The sequence below is a fragment of the Micromonospora endolithica genome (assembly GCF_003626595.1).
Taxonomy (GTDB): Bacteria; Actinomycetota; Actinomycetes; order Mycobacteriales; family Micromonosporaceae; genus Micromonospora; species Micromonospora endolithica.
Genome location: NZ_RBAK01000014.1, coordinates 139,433 through 157,449 on the forward strand (window position 1 = coordinate 139,433; position 18,017 = coordinate 157,449).

Annotated in this window: 19 protein-coding genes; 4 read left to right on the forward strand and 15 right to left on the reverse strand. The window is 71.8% G+C overall.

The annotated features are described in order from the left end of the window. Positions 1–112: 112 nt before the first annotated feature. The 3 genes from ruvB to ruvC are packed head-to-tail and all read right to left on the reverse strand — an operon-like array spanning position 113 to position 2,312. Complete coding sequence (gene ruvB / locus D7223_RS27225; RefSeq protein ID WP_120731487.1) at positions 113–1,189, reverse strand: Holliday junction branch migration DNA helicase RuvB; 1,077 nt, start codon at positions 1,187–1,189, stop codon at positions 113–115. Next, positions 1,186–1,788, reverse strand: a complete 603-nt coding sequence (gene ruvA, locus D7223_RS27230) for a Holliday junction branch migration protein RuvA (protein WP_120731489.1) — start codon at positions 1,786–1,788, stop codon at positions 1,186–1,188. The genes ruvB and ruvA overlap by 4 nt, the downstream gene beginning before the upstream one ends. Further along, complete coding sequence (gene ruvC, locus D7223_RS27235; RefSeq protein WP_120731491.1) at positions 1,785–2,312, reverse strand: crossover junction endodeoxyribonuclease RuvC; 528 nt, start codon at positions 2,310–2,312, stop codon at positions 1,785–1,787. The genes ruvA and ruvC overlap by 4 nt, the downstream gene beginning before the upstream one ends. 191 nt (positions 2,313–2,503) lie before the next feature. Here ruvC and D7223_RS27240 point away from each other — a divergent pair, with 191 nt between their 5' ends. Together D7223_RS27240 and D7223_RS27245 are read left to right on the forward strand one after the other, a co-directional pair. After that, entirely contained in the window at positions 2,504–3,286 is a 783-nt protein-coding gene (locus tag D7223_RS27240) for a 3-hydroxybutyrate dehydrogenase (protein WP_120731502.1), read from the forward strand. Between the two features lie 14 nt (positions 3,287–3,300). Beyond that, positions 3,301–5,220: a helix-turn-helix domain-containing protein gene (locus D7223_RS27245; RefSeq protein ID WP_120731504.1), complete on the forward strand. Its 1,920-nt coding sequence runs from the start codon at positions 3,301–3,303 to the stop codon at positions 5,218–5,220. 51 nt (positions 5,221–5,271) lie between these two features. On the opposite strand, the gene D7223_RS27250 is transcribed toward D7223_RS27245, so the two are convergent. The 11 genes from D7223_RS27250 to D7223_RS27300 form a co-directional block, all read right to left on the reverse strand. Beyond that, positions 5,272–5,883 (reverse strand): TetR/AcrR family transcriptional regulator, encoded by a 612-nt coding sequence (locus tag D7223_RS27250; RefSeq protein WP_120731506.1) that lies wholly within the window; start codon positions 5,881–5,883, stop codon positions 5,272–5,274. An 11-nt stretch (positions 5,884–5,894) separates the two neighbouring features. Beyond that, the gene (locus tag D7223_RS27255) at positions 5,895–7,460 is read right to left on the reverse strand and encodes an MFS transporter (RefSeq protein ID WP_120731508.1); all 1,566 of its coding nucleotides are present in this window, start codon (positions 7,458–7,460) and stop codon (positions 5,895–5,897) included. 304 nt (positions 7,461–7,764) lie between these two features. After that, positions 7,765–8,421, reverse strand: coding sequence for a transcriptional regulator (locus D7223_RS27260; protein ID WP_120731510.1), 657 nt, complete (start codon positions 8,419–8,421; stop codon positions 7,765–7,767). Positions 8,422–8,471: 50 nt separating this feature from the next. After that, on the reverse strand, positions 8,472–9,485 hold the full coding sequence (locus D7223_RS27265; RefSeq protein ID WP_120731512.1) for a branched-chain amino acid ABC transporter permease: 1,014 nt from the start codon (positions 9,483–9,485) through the stop codon (positions 8,472–8,474). After that, positions 9,482–10,363 (reverse strand): branched-chain amino acid ABC transporter permease, encoded by an 882-nt coding sequence (locus D7223_RS27270; protein WP_120731515.1) that lies wholly within the window; start codon positions 10,361–10,363, stop codon positions 9,482–9,484. Before D7223_RS27270 ends, D7223_RS27265 begins: the two co-directional genes overlap by 4 nt. Beyond that, on the reverse strand, positions 10,360–11,613 hold the full coding sequence (locus D7223_RS27275; RefSeq protein ID WP_186832235.1) for an ABC transporter substrate-binding protein: 1,254 nt from the start codon (positions 11,611–11,613) through the stop codon (positions 10,360–10,362). The genes D7223_RS27270 and D7223_RS27275 overlap by 4 nt, the downstream gene beginning before the upstream one ends. 49 nt (positions 11,614–11,662) lie before the next feature. Then, on the reverse strand, positions 11,663–12,355 hold the full coding sequence (locus D7223_RS27280) for an ABC transporter ATP-binding protein (RefSeq protein ID WP_120731519.1): 693 nt from the start codon (positions 12,353–12,355) through the stop codon (positions 11,663–11,665). Continuing rightward, complete coding sequence (locus D7223_RS27285) at positions 12,342–13,103, reverse strand: ABC transporter ATP-binding protein (RefSeq protein ID WP_120731520.1); 762 nt, start codon at positions 13,101–13,103, stop codon at positions 12,342–12,344. The genes D7223_RS27280 and D7223_RS27285 overlap by 14 nt, the downstream gene beginning before the upstream one ends. 158 nt (positions 13,104–13,261) lie before the next feature. After that, positions 13,262–14,296, reverse strand: coding sequence for an aminotransferase class V-fold PLP-dependent enzyme (locus D7223_RS27290; RefSeq protein WP_120731522.1), 1,035 nt, complete (start codon positions 14,294–14,296; stop codon positions 13,262–13,264). Positions 14,297–14,618: 322 nt separating this feature from the next. After that, positions 14,619–14,804: a hypothetical protein gene (locus D7223_RS27295; protein WP_147252545.1), complete on the reverse strand. Its 186-nt coding sequence runs from the start codon at positions 14,802–14,804 to the stop codon at positions 14,619–14,621. Between the two features lie 499 nt (positions 14,805–15,303). Beyond that, positions 15,304–16,056, reverse strand: coding sequence for an SDR family NAD(P)-dependent oxidoreductase (locus D7223_RS27300; RefSeq protein WP_120731526.1), 753 nt, complete (start codon positions 16,054–16,056; stop codon positions 15,304–15,306). A 131-nt stretch (positions 16,057–16,187) separates the two neighbouring features. On the opposite strand from D7223_RS27300, the gene D7223_RS27305 reads away from it, so the two are divergent. Both D7223_RS27305 and D7223_RS27310 read left to right on the forward strand, forming a co-directional pair. Continuing rightward, entirely contained in the window at positions 16,188–16,544 is a 357-nt protein-coding gene (locus tag D7223_RS27305; RefSeq protein WP_202864704.1) for a hypothetical protein, read from the forward strand. 132 nt (positions 16,545–16,676) lie between these two features. Continuing rightward, positions 16,677–16,967 (forward strand): tyrosine-type recombinase/integrase, encoded by a 291-nt coding sequence (locus D7223_RS27310; protein ID WP_202864705.1) that lies wholly within the window; start codon positions 16,677–16,679, stop codon positions 16,965–16,967. A 38-nt stretch (positions 16,968–17,005) separates the two neighbouring features. On the opposite strand, the gene D7223_RS27315 is transcribed toward D7223_RS27310, so the two are convergent. Beyond that, positions 17,006–17,647: a tetratricopeptide repeat protein gene (locus D7223_RS27315; RefSeq protein ID WP_120731585.1), complete on the reverse strand. Its 642-nt coding sequence runs from the start codon at positions 17,645–17,647 to the stop codon at positions 17,006–17,008. Between the last annotated feature and the right edge of the window lie 370 nt (positions 17,648–18,017).

Sequence of the window (18,017 nt, forward strand, 5' to 3'; positions counted from 1 at the left end):
CGCCGGCACGAGGGGCACCGGAGCGGAGGCGGATTCTCACATCCTGTACAGACCGGCGCGAGTCTAGTCGCTACACCTGTGAACGCCGCATGCGGTGCAGATCACGTTCGAATTACGGCTGATCGGGCGCGGTGGAGAACAGATCGGGCACCTGCGGGGCATCCGCGCCAAATGTACCATTCGGGGGCGTACGGCCCAGATGGTGCCAGGCCGCCTCGGTGGCCACCCGCCCCCGGGGCGTGCGGGCCAGCAGGCCGGCCCGCACCAGGAACGGCTCGCAGACCTCCTCCACCGTGTCCGGCTGCTCCCCCACCGCCACCGCGAGGGTGGACAGGCCCACCGGACCGCCCCGGAACGAGTCCACCAGGGCGGTCAGCACCGCGCGGTCCAGCCGGTCCAGGCCGAGCGCGTCCACGTCGTACACCGTCAGGGCCGCCCGGGCGGTCTCCAGGGTGACCACGCCCTCGGCCCGGACCTCGGCGAAGTCCCGCACCCGGCGCAGCAGCCGGTTGGCGATCCGGGGCGTGCCCCGGGAGCGACCGGCGATCTCCCGCGCCCCGTCGTCGGTGATCGGCACCCCGAGGATGCGGGCCGACCGGTGCAGCAGCACCTCCAGCTCGGCCGGGACGTAAAAGTCCAGGTGCGCGACGAAACCGAACCGGTCCCGCATCGGCCCGGTCAGCAGGCCGGAGCGGGTGGTGGCGCCGACCAGCGTGAACGGCTCCACGTCCAGCGGGATGGCGGTGGCCCCCGGCCCCTTGCCGACGACCACGTCGACCCGGAAGTCCTCCATCGCGCTGTAGAGCAGCTCCTCCGCCGGCTTGGCGATCCGGTGGATCTCGTCGATGAACAGCACGTCGCCCTCGGCGAGACCGGTCAGGATCGCGGCCAGGTCACCGGACCGCTCGATCGCCGGACCGCTGGTCACCCGGATCCCCGCGCCCAGCTCGGCCGCGACGATGTTGGCCAGACTGGTCTTGCCCAGACCCGGCGGTCCGGACAGCAGGATGTGGTCCGGCGGGGAGCCACGCCGCATCGCGCCCTGCAACAACAGGTCGAGCTGGTCGCGGACCCGGTCCTGGGCGATGAACTCGGACAGCCGCTTCGGCCGGACGCTGGCCTCCGCGTCCCGCTCGGCGTCCGCGACGTACGCCGAGACCAGACCGCCGTCCGGTCCGCCCACGCTCATCGGGTCCGGCCGAGCAGTCGGATGGCCTGCTTGAGCAGCACCGGCACCGGCGGCACCTCGCCGTCGACGGACTCCGCCACGGCGGCCACCGCCTGGTCGGCCTGCCCGGCCGTCCAGCCCAGCCCGACGAGGGCCTGACGGACCTGGTCCGGCCAGGCGCCGGTGGTCACCCCGGCCACCCCGTCGGCGCCCACCGGCACCGGGCCGATCCGGTCCCGCAGCTCCAGGACGAGGCGTTCGGCGCCCTTCTTGCCGATCCCCGGAACCCGGGTCAGCGCCGCGATGTCGGCGTTGGACACGGCCTTGCGGACCGCGTCCGGGGTGTGCACGGCCAGCACCGCCTGGGCCAGCCGCGGACCCACCCCGCTGGCCGTCTGCAACAGCTCGAAGAGCTGCTTGGCGTCGTCGTCGGCGAAGCCGTAGAGGGTGAGCGAGTCCTCCCGGACCACCAGGCTGGTGGCGAGCCGGGCCGGCTGGCCGACCCGTAGGTCGGCCAGCGTGCCCGGGGCGCACTGCACCGCCAGGCCCACCCCGCCGACCTCGACCACCGCGTGGTCGGGACCGGTCGCGGTCACCACGCCGCGCACGCTGGCGATCATCTGACTCCTCCTCGTCGCGCCCGGTCCGCCGCGGCGGCCATCCTGTTCCGCGTGCCGCCGCGCCACACGTGGCAGATGGCCAGGGCCAGGGCGTCGGCGGCGTCGGCCGGCCGGGGCGGCTCGGCCAACCGGAGCAGCCGGGTCACCATGCTGGTCATCTGCTTCTTGTCCGCCTGACCGGAACCGGTCACCGCCGCCTTCACCTCGCTCGGCGTGTAGGTCTGCACGGGCAGCCCGGCGCGGGCCCCGGCGAGCACCGCGATCCCGCTCGCCTGGGCGGTGCCCATCACGGTGCGCACGTTGTGCTGACTGAACACCCGCTCCACGGCCACGCTGTCCGGCCGGTGCTCGGCGACCAGGTCGGTGAGGGTCCGGTCCAGGTGCAGCAGGCGCACCGGCAACTCGTCGGCGGGATCGGTGTAGACGACGTAGTAGGCGACCAGCGTGCACGGTCGACCCGGCACGCCCTCGACCACGCCGACCCCGCACCGGGTCAGCCCCGGGTCGACGCCCAGCACGCGCACGCCGCCTCCTCCCCACCCGTCGGCAGTACGTGTGTTCGACACCCTACCGATGCCGCCGAGCGCCCGTCGCCCGGGACACGCCGGAGCGCCGGTCCGAGGGCCGACGGGGGTGGCGGCCACACAGCTCGCCGGTGGAGTATGTGTCGCCACCCCATGTGCGCCCGGCCACACAGCTCGTAACTTCTTGCGCCATGACGGCAGAACCCGTGGCGGTACCCCACGTCGTACACGTCGACCTCGCAGGTCGTACCGCCCTGGTGACCGGGGGCGGCAGTGGCATCGGTCGGGCGTGTGCCCTGCGGTTGGCCGCCGCCGGGGCGAAGGTCATCGTGGTGGACCGCAACACCGAGGCCGCGAAGGCGGTGGCGGCCGAGGCCGACGGTCGAGCCGAGGGCGTCGACCTGGCCGATCCGGCGGCGGTGGACCGGATCGACGCCGCCGTGGACATCGTGGTCAACAACGCCGGCCTGCAACACGTGGCGCCGGTGCAGGACTTCGCCCCGGAGCGGTTCGCCCACATCCACCGGGTGATGGTCGAGGCGCCGTTCCTGATCATCCGCCGGGCGCTGCCGCACATGTACGCGCAGGGCTGGGGCCGGATCGTCAACATCTCCTCGGTGCACGGGCTGCGCGCCTCGCCCTACAAGGCGGCCTACGTGTCGGCCAAGCACGCCCTGGAGGGGCTGTCCAAGGTGGTGGCCCTGGAGGGCGCCGCGCACGGGGTCACCGCCAACTGCATCAACCCCGCGTACGTGCGGACCGCGCTGGTGGAGAGCCAGATCGCCGACCAGGCGAGCACCCACGGCATTCCGGAGACCGAGGTGGTCGAGAAGATCATGCTGGCCCGGGCCGCGATCAAGCGCCTGATCGAGCCGGAGGAGGTGGCGGAGCTGCTGGCCTACCTCTGCTCACCACCGGCGGCGTTCATCACCGGCGCCTCGATCGCCCTCGACGGGGGCTGGACGGCCAACTAGTGGCATCCCGCACAATGTCGGTCATGTCGTCGCCGGTGGAGTTCCTGGAACTGCTCGCCCGCGAGGCGGCCGCGGTGGAGTTCGAGGGTCCCCTGGTGGCCGCCCGGGCGGCCGGCGTGTCCGCCGACCGGCTGGCCGAACTGGAGCAGGCGAAGACGGTGGCGCTGCGGGTGCGCGCGCTGCTCGGGCGCCGCCGCCGCCGGGAGACGGAGCTGTCCGGCCTGTACGACACGGTCAGCGACCTGGCCGGGCTGCGCGACGTGGACGACGTGCTGCGGGCGATCGTGCACCGGGCACGCACCCTGCTCTCCGCCGACGTGGCCTACATGACGCTCAACGACGCCGACCGCGGCGACACCTACATGCGGGTCACCGACGGATCGGTGTCGGCCCGGTTCCAGCGGCTGCGGCTGCCGATGGGCGCCGGTCTCGGCGGTCTGGTGGCGCAGTCCGGTGCCCCGTACGTGACCGCGAACTACCCCGAGGACGACCGGTTCCACCACACCGGGGAGATCGACGCCGGAGTCGGCGAGGAGGGTCTGGTGGCGATCCTCGGGGTGCCGCTGCGGCTGGGCTCCACGTCGATCGGGGTGCTGTACGCGGCGAACCGCTCGGCCCGGCCGTTCGTCCGCGAGGAGGTGGCCCTGCTGGTCTCCCTCGCCGCGCACGCCGCGGTGGCCATCGACACCGCCCGGCTGCTGGCCGAGACCCGCGCGGCGCTGGAGGAGCTGTCCGCCGCCAACACCACCATCCGGGCGCACAGCACGTCGGTGGAGCGGGCGGCGGCGGCGCACGACCGGATGACCGCGCTGGTGCTGCGCGGCGGCGGGGTGGAGGACGTGGCCGCCGCGGTGACCGAGGTGCTCGGCGGGGCGCTGCTGGCGCTGGACGCCGAGGGCCGGCTGCTGGCCCGGGTCGGCGAGATCGACGAGCCGGAGCGGGTGGACATCGTGGAGGCGGTGGCCGCGTCGCGTACCGAGGGGCGCAGCGTGCGCCGGGGCCACCTCTGGTACGCCGCGGTGGTCGCCGGCGCGGAGAACCTGGGTGCGCTGGTGCTGCGACCCGACGACGAGCTGGTCGACGCGGACCAGCGGATCCTGGAGCGGGCGTCGTTCGTGACGGCGCTGCTGCTGCTGTTCCGGCGTACCGTCGCCGAGGCCGAGGGGCGGGTCCGCGGCGAGCTGCTGGACGACCTGATCGCCCGGCCGCTGCGGGACACCGACGCGCTGCGCAGCCGGGCCCGCCGCCTCGGGGTGGACCTGGACGCGCCGCACGTGCTGGTGGCGGTCGGCGACGACGCCATCGCCGCGACCGGTTCCGCCCGGCTCCGGGTGCTGTCGTGGGCCACCACGTACGCCTCCGGCCGGGGTGGCCTGGCCGCGGCCCGCGACGGCCGGGTGGTGCTGATGCTGCCCGGCCGGGACGCCGGTGGCAGCGCCCGCGCGGTGGCCCGGGACCTGTCCCGGATCACCGGTCGACCGGTCACCGCCGGCGCGAGCGGCCCGTCGTCCGGTCCGGCGGCGCTGGCGGCGACGTTCGTCGAGGCGGACCGGTGCCTGACCGCGCTGGGCGCGCTGGGCCGCTCCGGTCAGGGGGCGAGCACCGCCGAGTTGGGTTTCGTCGGCCTGCTGCTGGGCGCGGTGGGCGAGGGCGGGGACGCCGACGTGGCCCGGTTCCTCACCGCGACGGTCGGCCCGGTGGTGGACTACGACGCCCGGCGGGGCACCGCGCTGGTCCGGACGCTGGAGGCGTACTTCGGGGTGGGTGGCAGCCTGGCCCGCGCCGCGGAGCAGTTGCACGTGCACGTCAACACGGTCACCCAGCGACTGGAGCGGGTCGGGCAGCTGCTCGGCGCGGACTGGCAGAAGCCGGAGCGGGCCCTGGAGGTGCAGCTCGCGCTGCGCCTGCACCGCCTGCGCACCCCCGAGGGCTGAGTCCGCCGGCCCGAGCGCCGGGCCGGTCAGCCGCGGGGGCGGCCGGGCCGCTCAGTCGCGGGGGCGCAGCCCGGCCAGGATCGTGTCGACGACCCGCTCCGGCATGGTCGCCTCGTCGAGGTCCGGGTGCCAGCGCAGCATCCGCTGCACCAGCATCGGCCCGGTCAGCATCGCCATGGTCAGCTCGACGTCGAGGTCGGCGCGCAGCTCGCCGGCGCGCACGCCGCGCTGGAGCACCTCGCGCATCATCTGCCGGCGCGGCTCGATGATGCCCTGGTAGAGCTCGTACTGGTCGGGACTCCGGTTGACCTCCGGCACCAGGCAGGGCATGATCCGCGCCGCCCGGGGGTCGACGTGGTGGCCGATCGCGCCGACCAGCAGCACCAGGTCGTCGCGGACCGAGCGGCCGGCCGGCTCCGGCGGGGTGCCCTTGAGCGTACGCAGCGCGTCGCGCAGCAACGCGACCTTGTTCGGCCAGCGGCGGTAGATGGTGGCCTTGCCCACCCCCGCCCGGGCGGCGATGGCCTCGATGGTGATCGTCTCCACCGTGCTGCCCTCGGCGAGCAGGTCCAGGGTGGCGTCGACGATCGCCTCGTCGGCGCGGACGCTCCGCGGTCGGCCGGGCGACCGCGGAGCGTCGGCGGTGGAAGTCATGTCGGACATTGTCGCCGAACCTAGGCGGTCCCGGCCAACTCCGGCTCGGCGGCCGGCGCGACCGCCGCCGGGGTCGGCGTCCGTCCGGGCATCCAGCGCAGCACCACCAGGATGCCCAGCCCGGCGACCACCGCCGCGACGACCGCCGCCGTGTGCATCGCCGAGACGAACGCGTCGTTGGCCACCGCGATCAGCTGCGGGCCCGCCGGGCCGAGCTGCCCGGCGGCGGCGTACGCCCCGGACACCGACTCCCCCGCCGCCTCCCGCGCCCCGGCGGGCAGGTCGCGCAGGGCCGGACCGACGTCGGCCCGGTAGCTCGCGGCGAGCACCGAACCGAGCACCGCCACGCCGAGCGCGCCGGCCACCTGCCGGACGGTGTTGCTGACCGCCGAGCCGACCCCGGCCTTCTCCCGGGGCACCGCCGACATGATCGACTCCATGGCCGGCGGCATGATGTTCGCCATCCCGACGCCCTGCACGAAGAAGGCCACCAGGACCACCCAGATCGCGGTGCGCTCGTCGACCACGGCGAACACGGCCAGTGCCGCCGTGGTCAGCGCCAGGCCGACCGCCGAGACGGCCTTGCCGCCGTACCGCTGCACCATCGCGGCGCTGCGCGGCGCGAACGCGAGCTGCGCCACCGCGAACGGCAGGAACAGCAGGCCGGTCTCCAGCGGGCTGTAACCACGGACCAGTTGCAGATAGAACGAGCTGAAGAACATCACGCCCATGGCGGCGAAGAAGACCAGCCCGATCATCGCCACCGGCGCGGCGAAGCGGGGCACCCGGAACAGCCGTACGTCCAGCGACGGGTGGTCGCTGCGCCGCTCGTGCACGACGAACCAGGCCAGCACCGCCACGCCGCCGACGATCGCCGCCCACACCACCGGCCGGCCGAAGCCGTGCTCACCGCCGTCGATGATGCCGTACGACAGGGCGACCAGGCCGACCACGGACAGCACCACCCCCGGCACGTCGACGCGGCCCGGCTGCGGGTCCCGCGACTCGGGCACCAGCAGGGTCACCAGCACCAGACCGGCCAGCACCACCGGCACGTTGATCAGGAAGACCGAACCCCACCAGAAGGTCTCCAGCAGCGCCCCGCCCAGCACCGGGCCGATCGCCACGGCGAGGCCGACCGCACCGGCCCACACGCCGATGGCCCGGCCCCGTTCCCGGGGGTCGAACACGTTGGAGATGATCGAGAGGGTGACCGGCATGATCGCCGCACCTCCCACACCCATCAGCGCGCGGGCCGCGATGAGCTGCGCCGGGCTCTGCGCGTACGCCGACAGCAGCGACGCCAGCCCGAACAGTGCCAGACCGATCAGCAGGAAGCGCTTGCGCCCGGCCCGGTCACCGAGAACGCCGAAGGTGAACAGCAGCCCGGCGAAGACCAGCGTGTAGGAGTTGATCGACCACTCCAGTTCGCCCTGGGTGGCGCCGAGCCCGTGCACCGGGTCGGCGAGCGTCCGCAGGGCGACGTTGAGGATCGTGTTGTCCAGGACGACCACGAGGAGGCTGATCACCAGCACGCCCAGGATCGCCCACCTCCTCGGGTGCCCGGTGTTCTCGTGCGGTTGCATGGTCGCCCCCCGAGGCTCGCATTCCGAAACGTCTCAGACTCGTAATCAGTGCGAGCCTAGGCGGTCCAATAACGATACGGAACAGGTCCGTATCGGATGTGACCGCCGCCACACCCCGCTCGCCCCGGACGGGCCTACAACCCGCGCAACTTCGGGGATGTTGCTGCCTCCGACGCTCCCGACACAGCACTTTCCCCGAAGTTGCGCCGATCTTTGAGGGCGGTGCGCGGCGTGGGGGCGGGCCGTGAGGAGCGGGCAGCGGGCGGGTGGGCGGTGGGCAGCGGAACGACCGACGAGGGCGCGGTCAGGGGCGGGGTGGGGACAGGCAGGTGGTGACGGCCACCGGGAGGGTGGCCAGGCGGGCGGCCGGGGCGGCGAGGGGCTCGATCCAGCCGGGCCCGGCGCCGTACACCCGGACCGACGGAAAGTCCCGGGCGAACCGCACCAGGCGGTACGCGCGACCGGTGACCGGCGTCTGCGCCCAGACCACGACGGTGTGCGGACGGGCCCGGCGGGCGGCGCTGGCCAGCGCGGGCCACGGCAGGGCGGGGCCGAGCAGCAGGCTGCCCCGGGCGCGTTCGCGCAGCGCGGCGGCGAGGGCGTGCAGCCCGAGGCAGTGCGTCTCCTGCTCGGCGCCGGCGAGCAGGACGCCGTCGGTGGGCAGCGGCCGGACCGGTTGGCGCAGGTGCACGTCGAGGCCGACGCGTACGCCCTCGGAGAACGCCCGTTCGACGGCGATCTCGGTGGCGGTGTGGCCGGGCAGGGCGGCGAGCATCGGGGCGCACACGCGTTCCCACAGTGCCGGCACGCCCCACTGGTCGGCGAACTCGGTGACCAGCGCGGCGATCCGGTTGCCGTCCAGGTCCTCCGCGGCGAGCGAGAGGCGCTTGCGCACGATCTCGACGACCTCGGCCGGAACCCCTTCTGTCAACACCAGACGTACCCCCGGGTAGACGGTCACTACCCGGGGGTTCGCTGGGGGGACGGGCTACGGATGCGCCCCGGTGGGGATTACCTTCGGCGGGACGCCCACCAGCGCAGCGCGAGGGCGGAGGCGGTGCCCCAGATGCCGCGCCGGAAGAGCAGCACGACGAGGACGAAGATGCCACCGGTGACCAGGCCGATCGCCTCGAAGCCGGAGAACGACAGCCAGTCCTCCAGGCGGATCACGAGGCCGGCGCCGAGCACCCCGCCCCAGAGCGTGCCGATGCCGCCGAGGACCACCACGATGACCGCCTTGCCCGACGTGGTCCAGTGCAGGACCTCCAGCGAGACGAAGCGGTGGCCGACGGCGAACAGGCCGCCGCCGAGTCCGGCGATGAATCCGGAGAGCACGAAGACGGTCAGCTTGTAGCGGTGCACCGGATAGCCGAGCGCCCGCGCCCGGGCCGGGTTGTCCCGGATGCCGACCAGCACCCGCCCGAACGGGGAGTGCACCACCCGCCACGCCCCGGCGAGGCCGAGCAGCACGATCGGCAGGATCGCGTAGTAGAAGTAGTAGTCGTCGGTCAGGTCCAGGCCGAAGAACGACCGGGGCACGCCCTGGAGACCGTTCTCGCCCTGGGTGACCGAACGCCACTCGTTGGCGATGTAGTAGACCATCTGCGCGAAGGCCAGCGTGACCATCGCGAAGTAGATGCCGGTCCGCTTCACCGCGAGGTAGCCGATCGGCACCGCGAGCACCGCCGCCGCCAGCGCGCCGGCCAGCACGGCCAGCGGGAACGGCAGGCCGACGTGGATGGCCACCAACCCGGTGACGTACGCCGACGCGCCCCAGAACGCCGCGTGCCCGAAGGACATCAGCCCGGTGAAGCCGAGCAGCAGGTCCACCGCGACGGCGAACAGCGCCCAGCAGAGGATGTCCACCGCCACCGCCGGGTACAGGCCGTTGGGCAGCCAGAGCGCGACGACGAGACCGGCGGCGAGCAGCGCGTACCGGACCCAGCCGGGTGCCCGCGCGACAGCCACCAGGCCGGAGCGCGCCGGGTGGGCCGCCTCGGCGGGCGTGTCCACGGTGCTGGTCATGCCGGTGCCTCCTCACGGCCGAACAGCCCGGCCGGTCGCCAGAGCAGCACGACGGCCATCACGATGAAGACGATCGTCTGGGAGATGATCGGGAAGTCGGAGAGGTACGCCTCGCCCCACGCCTGCACCAGGCCGATGCCGAAGCCGGCGGCGACCGAGCCGAAGATCGAGCCCAGCCCGCCGATCACCACGACGGCGAAGACCACGATGATCAGGTCGGCGCCCATCAGCGGGTTCACCGCCCGCATCGGTGCGGCCAGCACCCCGGCCAGCCCGGCCAGCCCGATGCCGAAGCCGAACACCGGGGTGACCCAACGGCCGACGTCGATGCCGAAGGCCCGGGTCAGCTCGGGCCGCTCGGTGCAGGCGCGGACCACCATGCCGACCCTGGTACGGGTGAGCACCCACCACACGCCGACGCAGACGGCCACCGCGAACCCGAGGATGAAGACCCGGTACGTCGGGAAGTCGAAGAGCCCGAAGTCCACCGAGCCGTTGAGCGCGGAAGGGGTCTCGTACGGGCTGGACTGCACGCCGTACCGGAGCTTCACCAGGTCCTGGAGGATCAGCGTGAGGCCGAAGGTGAGCAGGAAGTTGTAGAGCGGGTCGAGCCGGGTGAGCCGGTGGACGAAGGCCCGCTCCAGCGCCATGCCGAGCAGGGCCAGCCCCACCGGCATGATCACCAGCGCCGCCCAGAACGGCACGCCCGCCTCGGTGAGCAGGACGTACGCGCCGAACGCGCCGAGCATGTAGAACGCGCCGTGGGCGAAGTTCACCACCCGCAGCATGCCGAAGATGACCGCGAGCCCGAGGGCGAGCAGGGCGTAGAACGCCCCGCTCACCAACCCGTTGAACGTGTTCTGGAGGAATCCGGTCACAGCTTGCAGTCCGGCGACGGGGCCCGGAACGCCTCCGCGGCCGGGATGGTCTTGAGCACCTTCACGTAGTCCCACGGCTCGGCGACCTCGGACTGCGGCTTGACCTGGGCCAGGTAGGCGTCGTGGATCACCCGGTGGTCCTCGGCACGGATCTTGCCATTGCGCAGGAAGACGTCGTCGACCTCCTTGCCCTCCAGCCCCTTCACCACCGTGTCGGCGTCGTCGGTGCCGGCGGCCTGCACGGCCTCCAGGTACTGGGTGGCGGCGGAGTAGTTGGCCGCGTGCGCGAACGACGGCCGGGTGCCGGTCTCGGACTGGAACCGATCGGCGAACGCGCGGTTCTGCTGGTCGAAGTTCCAGTACCAGGCGTCGGTGTACGTGGTGCCGGCCAGCGCGGCGGGGGTGAGCGAATGGATGTCGGTGATGAACATCAGGCCGACCGCCAGCCCGACGCCCTTCTCCCGCAGCTTGAACTCGTTGTACTGCTTGACCACGTTGACCAGTTCCGCGCCGGCCTGCATGGTGCCCAGCACGTCCGGCTTCGGGTTCAGCGTCGGCGCCTTGAGCAGGAAGGTGGAGAAGTCACCGCTGGTGTTCGGGAACGGCGCGCCGTCGGAGCCGACGACCTTCCCGCCGGCGGCGGTGATCGCGGTGGAGAAGCTCTTCTCCATGTCCTGCCCGAAGGCGTAGTTCGGGTACAGGATGTACCAGTTCTTGCCGACCTGCTCGGTGGTGGTCTTCCCGGTGCCGTTGGCCAGCATGTACGTGTCGTACGCGTAGTGGAAGGTGTACTTGTTGCAGCTCTTGCCGGTCAGGTCGGTGGTGGCCGCGCCGATGTTGAAGTAGAGCTTCTTCTTCTCCTTCGCCACGTCGGCCACCTTGAGCGCCGCCGAGGAGGTCGGCACGTCCAGGATGATGTCGACGCTCTTGCGGTCGTACATCTCCTGGGCCTTGCTGCTGGCCACGTCCGGCTTGTTCTGGTGGTCGGCGGTCTCCACCGTGATGTCCTCGGCGATCGCCTTGTCGCCGTACTTGGCCTTGAAGTCGGCGATGGCCATCTCCACCGCCTTGACCGAGTTGCGCCCCGACAGCTCGGAGTAGGCGCCGGACTGGTCGTTGAGCACACCCAGCACGATCGACCCGCCGGTCAGCTTCCCGTCCCCACCCGACTGGGGACCACCGCCGCCGCAGCCGGCGACCAGCACCACCATGGCCGCCGACGCGGCGGTCACACCCACCGTCCTACGCATGCTCAGTCCTTCCGTCCGCGCGCGCCGCGCGGGTGTCGGTCGTGAAGAATCAGATGCCGAGGTACGACAGCAGCTCGCGCTCCCGTGACCGCACCTCGGAGTTGTCCATCGCCTCCGCGACGCGTCCCTCGGCCAGCAGGTAGTGCCGGTCGGCGACGCCGGTGGCGAAGTGCAGGTTCTGCTCGACCAGCAGCACGGTCACGCCGTGCCGCTTGGCCTCGCGCAGGAGTTCACCGACCTGCTGCACGAGCAGCGGCGAGAGTCCCTCGGTCGGTTCGTCGCAGAGCAGCAGCCGGGCGCCCATCCGCAGCACCCGGGCCAGCGCGAGCATCTGCTGCTCGCCGCCGGAGAGCATGGTGGCGGCCGAGTCGCGCCGGTCGTAGAGGGCGGGGAACGCCTCGTACACCCGCGCCAGCGGCCACGGGTCCGGCCCGACGGCCGGCGGGAGGGTGAGGTTCTCGGTCACGCTGAGGGTGGCGTAGCTGCCCCGGTCGTCGGGTACCCAGCCGAGCCCGAGGCGGGCCCGCCGGTGCGCGGGCAGCTTGCCGACGTTTCGCCCGTCCAACTCGACGGTGCCGCGCTGCCCGGCGTGCAGGCCCATCACGCAGCGCAGCAGGGTGGACTTGCCGGCGCCGTTGCGGCCGACCAGGGTCACCACCTCGCCGGCGGCCACGTCGAGGCTGACCTCCCGCAGCACCTGCGCCTCGCCGTACCAGGCGGACAGGTTCTCAATGCGCAGCATCGGTCGCTCCCAGGTAGGCGGTGATCACGCGCTCGTCGGCGCGGACCTGCTCGTACGGGCCCTCGACGAGGACCCGGCCGGCCTGGAGCACGGTGACGGTGTCGGCGAGGCGGCCGACCACGCTCATGTTGTGCTCCACCATCACCACGGTCCGGCCCTGCCGGACCCGGGCGACCAGCTCGACGGTCCGGTCCACGTCCTCCAGGCCCATGCCGGCGGTGGGCTCGTCGAGCAGCAGCACCTTCGGGTCCAGGGCGAGGGCGATGGCCAACTCCAGGGCCCGCTTCCGGCCGTACGGGAGCGCCTCGGAGGGCGCCTCGGCCAACTCGCCGAGCCCCACCATGTCGAGCAGTTCGCCCGCCCGGTCGGTGTAGCGGCGCATCAGCTTCGCCGAGCGCCAGAACCGCCAGCCCAGCCCGCTCGGGCTGGCCAGCGCCAGCTCCACGTGTTCCCGGGCGCTCAGCTGCGGAAAGAGGCTGGTGATCTGGAAGGAGCGGGCCACGCCCAGCCGGGCGACCCGCTCCGGCGGCAGCCCGGTGACATCCCGGCCGTCCAACTCGATCCGCCCGGCGCTCGGCGGCAGGAAGCCGGTGAGCAGGTTGAACAACGTCGTCTTGCCGGCCCCGTTGGGGCCGACCAGCGCGTGCACACTGTCCGGCGCGACATCCAGGTCAACGCCGTCGACCGCCCGGAAGCCCCGGAAGTCGCGGGTCAGCCCGCGAGCCGACAGGAGCGGTTGCCCGGCCATGGCCACATCCTCCGCAGGTCTCGCGCGACGGACCGGCCGGTGACGGCGGTCACAGGGTCGTCGCGTGGAGGAAACCTACGGCCGCGCCGGAGAGCGAGCTATGTCGATGGAAGCCATATCCTGGCGAGGATTCATGTGGCCGTGCCGGGGCGGAGGTCTCAGGTCAACGCGTTCAACGCCAGATCGACGTCCGCCTCGGTGGAGTAGAGGTGGAACGACGCCCGGACCCGGCCGGCACGGACGGCCGCCCGCACTCCGGCGCGTTCCAGCCGCTGCTGTGCGTCGGGCACCTCCACGGTGACGATCGCGCTGTTGCCCGTCGGCCGGCCCAGCCCGGTGAGGAACCGGTTGGCCAGCGCCACGTCGTGGTCGTGGACGGCCGGCACCCCGACGTCGGCGAGCAGTTCCAGCGCGGGCGCCGCGCCGACGAAGCTGAACCAGGCCGGGGAGATGTCGAACCGGCGGGCGTCGTCGGCCAGCCGCAGCGGCGGGCCGTAGTAGGAGGAGTGCGGGTCCCGGCCCGCGTACCAGTTGGCGGCGTCCGGGCGGAGCCGGTCGCGCAGCGCCGGGGCCAGGTAGGCGAACGACGCGCCGCGCGGCGCCATCAACCACTTGTACGCCCCGACCACCACCACGTCCGCCCGGGTGCCGTCGAAGGGCAGCCAACCGCAGGCCTGGGTGGCGTCCACCGCGACGAGGGCGCCGTGGGCCCGGGCCGCCGCGACGACCTCGTCGTACGCGGCGACGGTGCCGTCGGAGGACTGCACCAGGCTGAAGGCCACCAGATCCGTGTCGGCGTCTATCGAGTCCGCGAGTTTCTCCAGCGGCACGGTCCTTACCCGGACCCCGCGCGGTTCCTGGGCCAGCCACGGGAACAGGTTCGAGGTGAACTCCACCTCGGGCGCCACCACCGTGGCGTGGTCCGGCAGCCCGGCCGCCACCGGCGCGAGTAGCTGGGAGGCGGTGGCACCGACCGTCACGTCGGCGACCGGCACCCCGATCAGCCGGGCGAAGGCGCTTCGGGACCGCCCGGTCGCCGCGTCCCACGCCTCGAACGACCCACGCCCGAACCGCCAGTCGGCAAGCGCCGTCTGCAACGCCTCCCAGGCCGGCTCGGGCGGCAGCCCGTAGGTGGCCGTGTTCAGCCAGCCCGGCTGGGGCTGCCACAGGTTCCGCGCCTCGTCCAGTTCCATGTCGCCGACGCTAGCCGTGCCCGCCGACGCCGGGCACGGCCAATCCCGCACCCCTGGCTGCGGCCCGGCACGCCGCCGGCCCGATCACGCTGCGCCAGCCGCGCTTGCGGAGCCCGTAGCGCCCGAACCGGGGCACGGCGGGGCGCGGCGGGATCGCACGCTTTCGAGCTGACGTCGTCAATGGCTCAGCGGTCGGGGGCGCACGGGTGGCGTCGGCATCCGGATCTGGCCGATAAGAGCGCGTCCGTGGACACGCTGGTTCCCCCAGCGACCTTGCCGATGACGGAGGTCGCACCTCGATGTGGCCACTTCAGGGGATGCGTCACTTGATGGCTCGTAGAAAGGAGATGAGTAGCTGAATAAGCCGGATCGGATCTTGACCGTCCTTGACGGCATGTAACGCGATCCGGCTCGCCACAGCGGTCAATACGGCTGTGATGACAATGTGGAGCGTGAGGATGACCGATGCGATCACCAACAGAGCCGTGGCGCCCTGCTCGTTCGTCATCGTCGTCATCATCGTCATCGCGGCAAAGCCGCTGATCCCTGCCGCGGACGATGCCCGGCCGATGAACTGTCGACGACGCTTCGCCCTCGGTTAGCTGTCAGGCGTGGGGACGATCGGCGGAGTCATTGGCGGACCTTCCGGCTAGGAGCATCGGCGTGTCCATGCCATGCCAACACCGGAAGGTGATCGGACGATCTTCAGTGCGAACATCTCTGCGGAAAACGGGTGCGAGTACGAAACGTGCCTCAGACAACACGCCCCTTCAGCCGCGGGCTACTCAACGCGCTCAAACAGGCGCTGATCAGTCGCGCACATCGCTGATCTTCCCGCTGCCACCCATCGACTCGACATCCTCATCCAGTCGCCGACCGGGCGTCACGCTGGGTAGGCGACCGCCAGCGGAGAATGTCCGGTCGTGCCGATGTACGGATGCCGGATACCGGAAGCTCGGTGCCATGACCGCGTTCAGGCTGCTGTCGGTTCCAAGCGCGAGACCGCGTTAGGCGGAGAACGGGCCTCGCACCGTGACACCCCCATCGACGACGAGGCTCTGCCCGGTCACGTAGGACGAAAGCGGCGAGGCCAGATAGACAGCCGCCGCCGCGGCGTCGTTGGGGACACCGAGCCGGCGCATCGGAATCTCGGGCACCTCGTCGGCGTGCTGCGCAGCATTTGCTACCGCCGTTGCGATGGCGCCGCACGCCACGACGTTCATGCGGATCCCGTCGCCGGCGTACTCGGCAGCGACGGTCTTGGCGAGGCTCGCGAGGCCGGCTTTGGCCGCGCCGTAGCCGGCCTGCATGGGCGCGGCCATGGCGCCGGTGACCGAACCAATGCTCACGATGGATCCGCCCTGTCCCTGGGCCAGGAAGGCACGGATCGCCGCGCGGGCCGCGCGCGCCACATAGCCGAGGTTCATCTCATACGCCAGATCCCAGTCGTCGTCGCTCATCTCGTGCAGCCGTACCGCCGGCACGAACGCGACCTGCCCGCCCACGACGGTCACGAGTGTGTCGAGCCGGCCGAACTCGGCGACGGTGGAGGCGACAAATGCGTCCACCGCCGGCCGGGACCGTACGTCACCAGCAAGGGGAACAGCACGGGCGCCCGATCCGGTCAACTCCTCGACGGCAGCTCGCGCTCGGCCCGGATCGATGTCGGCGACGGCGACAGCTGCGCCAGCCCCGGCGAACGCACGCGAGATCGCGCGCCCGATTCCTTCGCCCCCACCTCCGACAACCAGTGCATTCATGCCGTCGAGTGGTCGAGCGAAGCCATTCATATCCGGATCTTGCCATATCGATCGGTGTCCTGGCGCTGACGCACGGATCTGCCGCTCCGGGCGTGCTGGCGTTCATCGCCGTTGGTGACGCACGGTGATGTATGTTCTTCGCATTCTGGCTCTCCCATGTCCCGCCGACACGCTTGCCTGACTTCTGGAACACCGTCGCCACCGCGCTCGCACCAGGCGGCAAAGCAGTCTTCATCGACGACGGCCCCGCCGTAGCCGACAGCGAAGAAGTCCTCGCGAATCAGCCGACCCCGGCGGTGCTGCGTCGGCTCGATGACGGCAGCCAGTACCGCATCGTGAAGGTGTTCCGCGATGCTCAGACCCTCACGGACGTCCTCACAGCGCTGGGGTGGTCGGTCGGCATCCGGCCCATGGGCGGGAACGTCATCGGCATTGCAGAACCGCCGACCACCCCAGGCGAAGAACCCGCAACCGCGCCAGCATCCTGAGCCGGGCGGGGCCGTACCGGCACGGCCACCCGCACTCTCCAGAGGTCGTCTGCTGACGAGAGTTCCGTCACCCCTGGAGCGCAGCCGGACGACACAAGCCGCCCGGCGGTTCACCACACCCTCGGGGTGCGGATGGATCAACACGCGGCAGCCCGCCGACTCAAGCACCTGGTGGCGGCCACTGCAGGGATACGGATGCCGAGGGTGCACCCGCACGTGCTGCGCCACACCTTCGTCACAGCCATGCTCGACGCTGGCGTGAGCCTGCGCGGCGTGCAGATCGCCGCCCGTCACGCCGATCCGCGCACCACCACCATGCGCTACGACCGAGCCCGCAAGAACCTCGACCGGCACCCAACTACATCCTCGCCGCCTACACGGCCTCTGGAACGTAGCGACGACAACGAGCGGATCTGCCGATGAGCGTGCGTTGTCCGGGACACAAGACGATCGGCGGACGCCTACAGCTGCATCCGTGCCTCCTCCACCCACCGGAGAACACCCTGTGCATCGCAGGCCTCCGCAACCGCGCCCGCCTCCTCGACCAGGGCCATCACATCGTCGCGTTGCCCCTCTTCGGCGGTCAGGTAGGCCAGCGCAAGCAGACCCGCGGCGACGCCGGCTGAGAACCCGATCTCCCGGCGAAGCCGTACAGATTCCTCCAACTTCTCACGCGCCCTACTACCTGCTCCGGCGGCCATATCCGCAAAGCCGAGGTGCCGAACCGCATACGACAGCGTCAGCTTGTCACCGGCTTGCGCCGCCAGCTCGTACGACCGCGTGAGAGGCGGAACCGCGCCGTCATTGTCACGCCTGACCACCTGGTGGAAGGTGCCGACCCAGAACAGCGCCTCGGCCTCGCCGCGCACGTCGCCGAGCAGTTGATACAGCTGCGCCGCACGCTCGAATAGCGCTAGCTCGTGTGGATCTTCGTTACCGTCCTCAAGGAACCGTGCATGAAGGATCCGGCCACGGGCCAGGGCGAGATCTGCCTCGACCCCGTCCAGTTCCCGCTGGGCGATCCCCAGCGCGTCGGCGTCACCGCCGAAAACCGCTCGTTCGTAGAGCAGCCGGGCGTGTTCGATTCGTTGTTCACCGCTCATCGCCGCCCCGTCTCCCATCCCTGCCTGTAAATTGCGTATCGCCCGATGCGGATCCCTCGTGGTTGCATCCGTGCGCCCGGAGCCTAGATTGCCCGGCGGAAGCCTGGCCAGCCCTGGCCGAATGCTCGCTCATGCCGCTGATCACCCGCCCGGTCAGCGTCCGCGGGAGTGCCGGTGAGCGTGCGTCGCGTGCGAAGGTCCGGCGCAGTTGCGCGTAGGGCTCTGGTGCGGTGCTCGGGAGTTGGGCGGGTCGAGGGGGGAACCCTCGGTCGTGCGCGCTTGCCTGGTAGCAGTCGCATTCCTCCGCTGGTGGTTACTCCCACGGAACGACTCAACCGCCACCGTCGCCGGGATGTCGCCGCCTGTGGTC

Excerpts from the sequence above, each read along its gene's own strand:
- ruvB (WP_120731487.1), bottom strand. The coding sequence starts at position 1,189 with ATGAGCGTGGGCGGACCGGACGGCGGTCTGGTCTCGGCGTACGTCGCG.
- ruvA (WP_120731489.1), bottom strand. The coding sequence starts at position 1,788 with ATGATCGCCAGCGTGCGCGGCGTGGTGACCGCGACCGGTCCCGACCAC.
- D7223_RS27240 (WP_120731502.1), top strand. The coding sequence starts at position 2,504 with ATGACGGCAGAACCCGTGGCGGTACCCCACGTCGTACACGTCGACCTC.
- D7223_RS27245 (WP_120731504.1), top strand. The coding sequence starts at position 3,301 with ATGTCGGTCATGTCGTCGCCGGTGGAGTTCCTGGAACTGCTCGCCCGC.
- D7223_RS27250 (WP_120731506.1), bottom strand. The coding sequence starts at position 5,883 with ATGTCCGACATGACTTCCACCGCCGACGCTCCGCGGTCGCCCGGCCGA.
- D7223_RS27255 (WP_120731508.1), bottom strand. The coding sequence starts at position 7,460 with ATGCAACCGCACGAGAACACCGGGCACCCGAGGAGGTGGGCGATCCTG.
- D7223_RS27265 (WP_120731512.1), bottom strand. The coding sequence starts at position 9,485 with ATGACCAGCACCGTGGACACGCCCGCCGAGGCGGCCCACCCGGCGCGC.
- D7223_RS27275 (WP_186832235.1), bottom strand. The coding sequence starts at position 11,613 with ATGCGTAGGACGGTGGGTGTGACCGCCGCGTCGGCGGCCATGGTGGTG.
- D7223_RS27280 (WP_120731519.1), bottom strand. The coding sequence starts at position 12,355 with ATGCTGCGCATTGAGAACCTGTCCGCCTGGTACGGCGAGGCGCAGGTG.
- D7223_RS27285 (WP_120731520.1), bottom strand. The coding sequence starts at position 13,103 with ATGGCCGGGCAACCGCTCCTGTCGGCTCGCGGGCTGACCCGCGACTTC.
- D7223_RS27290 (WP_120731522.1), bottom strand. The coding sequence starts at position 14,296 with ATGGAACTGGACGAGGCGCGGAACCTGTGGCAGCCCCAGCCGGGCTGG.
- D7223_RS27295 (WP_147252545.1), bottom strand. The coding sequence starts at position 14,804 with ATGACGAACGAGCAGGGCGCCACGGCTCTGTTGGTGATCGCATCGGTC.
- D7223_RS27300 (WP_120731526.1), bottom strand. The coding sequence starts at position 16,056 with ATGAATGCACTGGTTGTCGGAGGTGGGGGCGAAGGAATCGGGCGCGCG.
- D7223_RS27305 (WP_202864704.1), top strand. The coding sequence starts at position 16,188 with ATGTTCTTCGCATTCTGGCTCTCCCATGTCCCGCCGACACGCTTGCCT.
- D7223_RS27310 (WP_202864705.1), top strand. The coding sequence starts at position 16,677 with ATGGATCAACACGCGGCAGCCCGCCGACTCAAGCACCTGGTGGCGGCC.
- D7223_RS27315 (WP_120731585.1), bottom strand. The coding sequence starts at position 17,647 with ATGAGCGGTGAACAACGAATCGAACACGCCCGGCTGCTCTACGAACGA.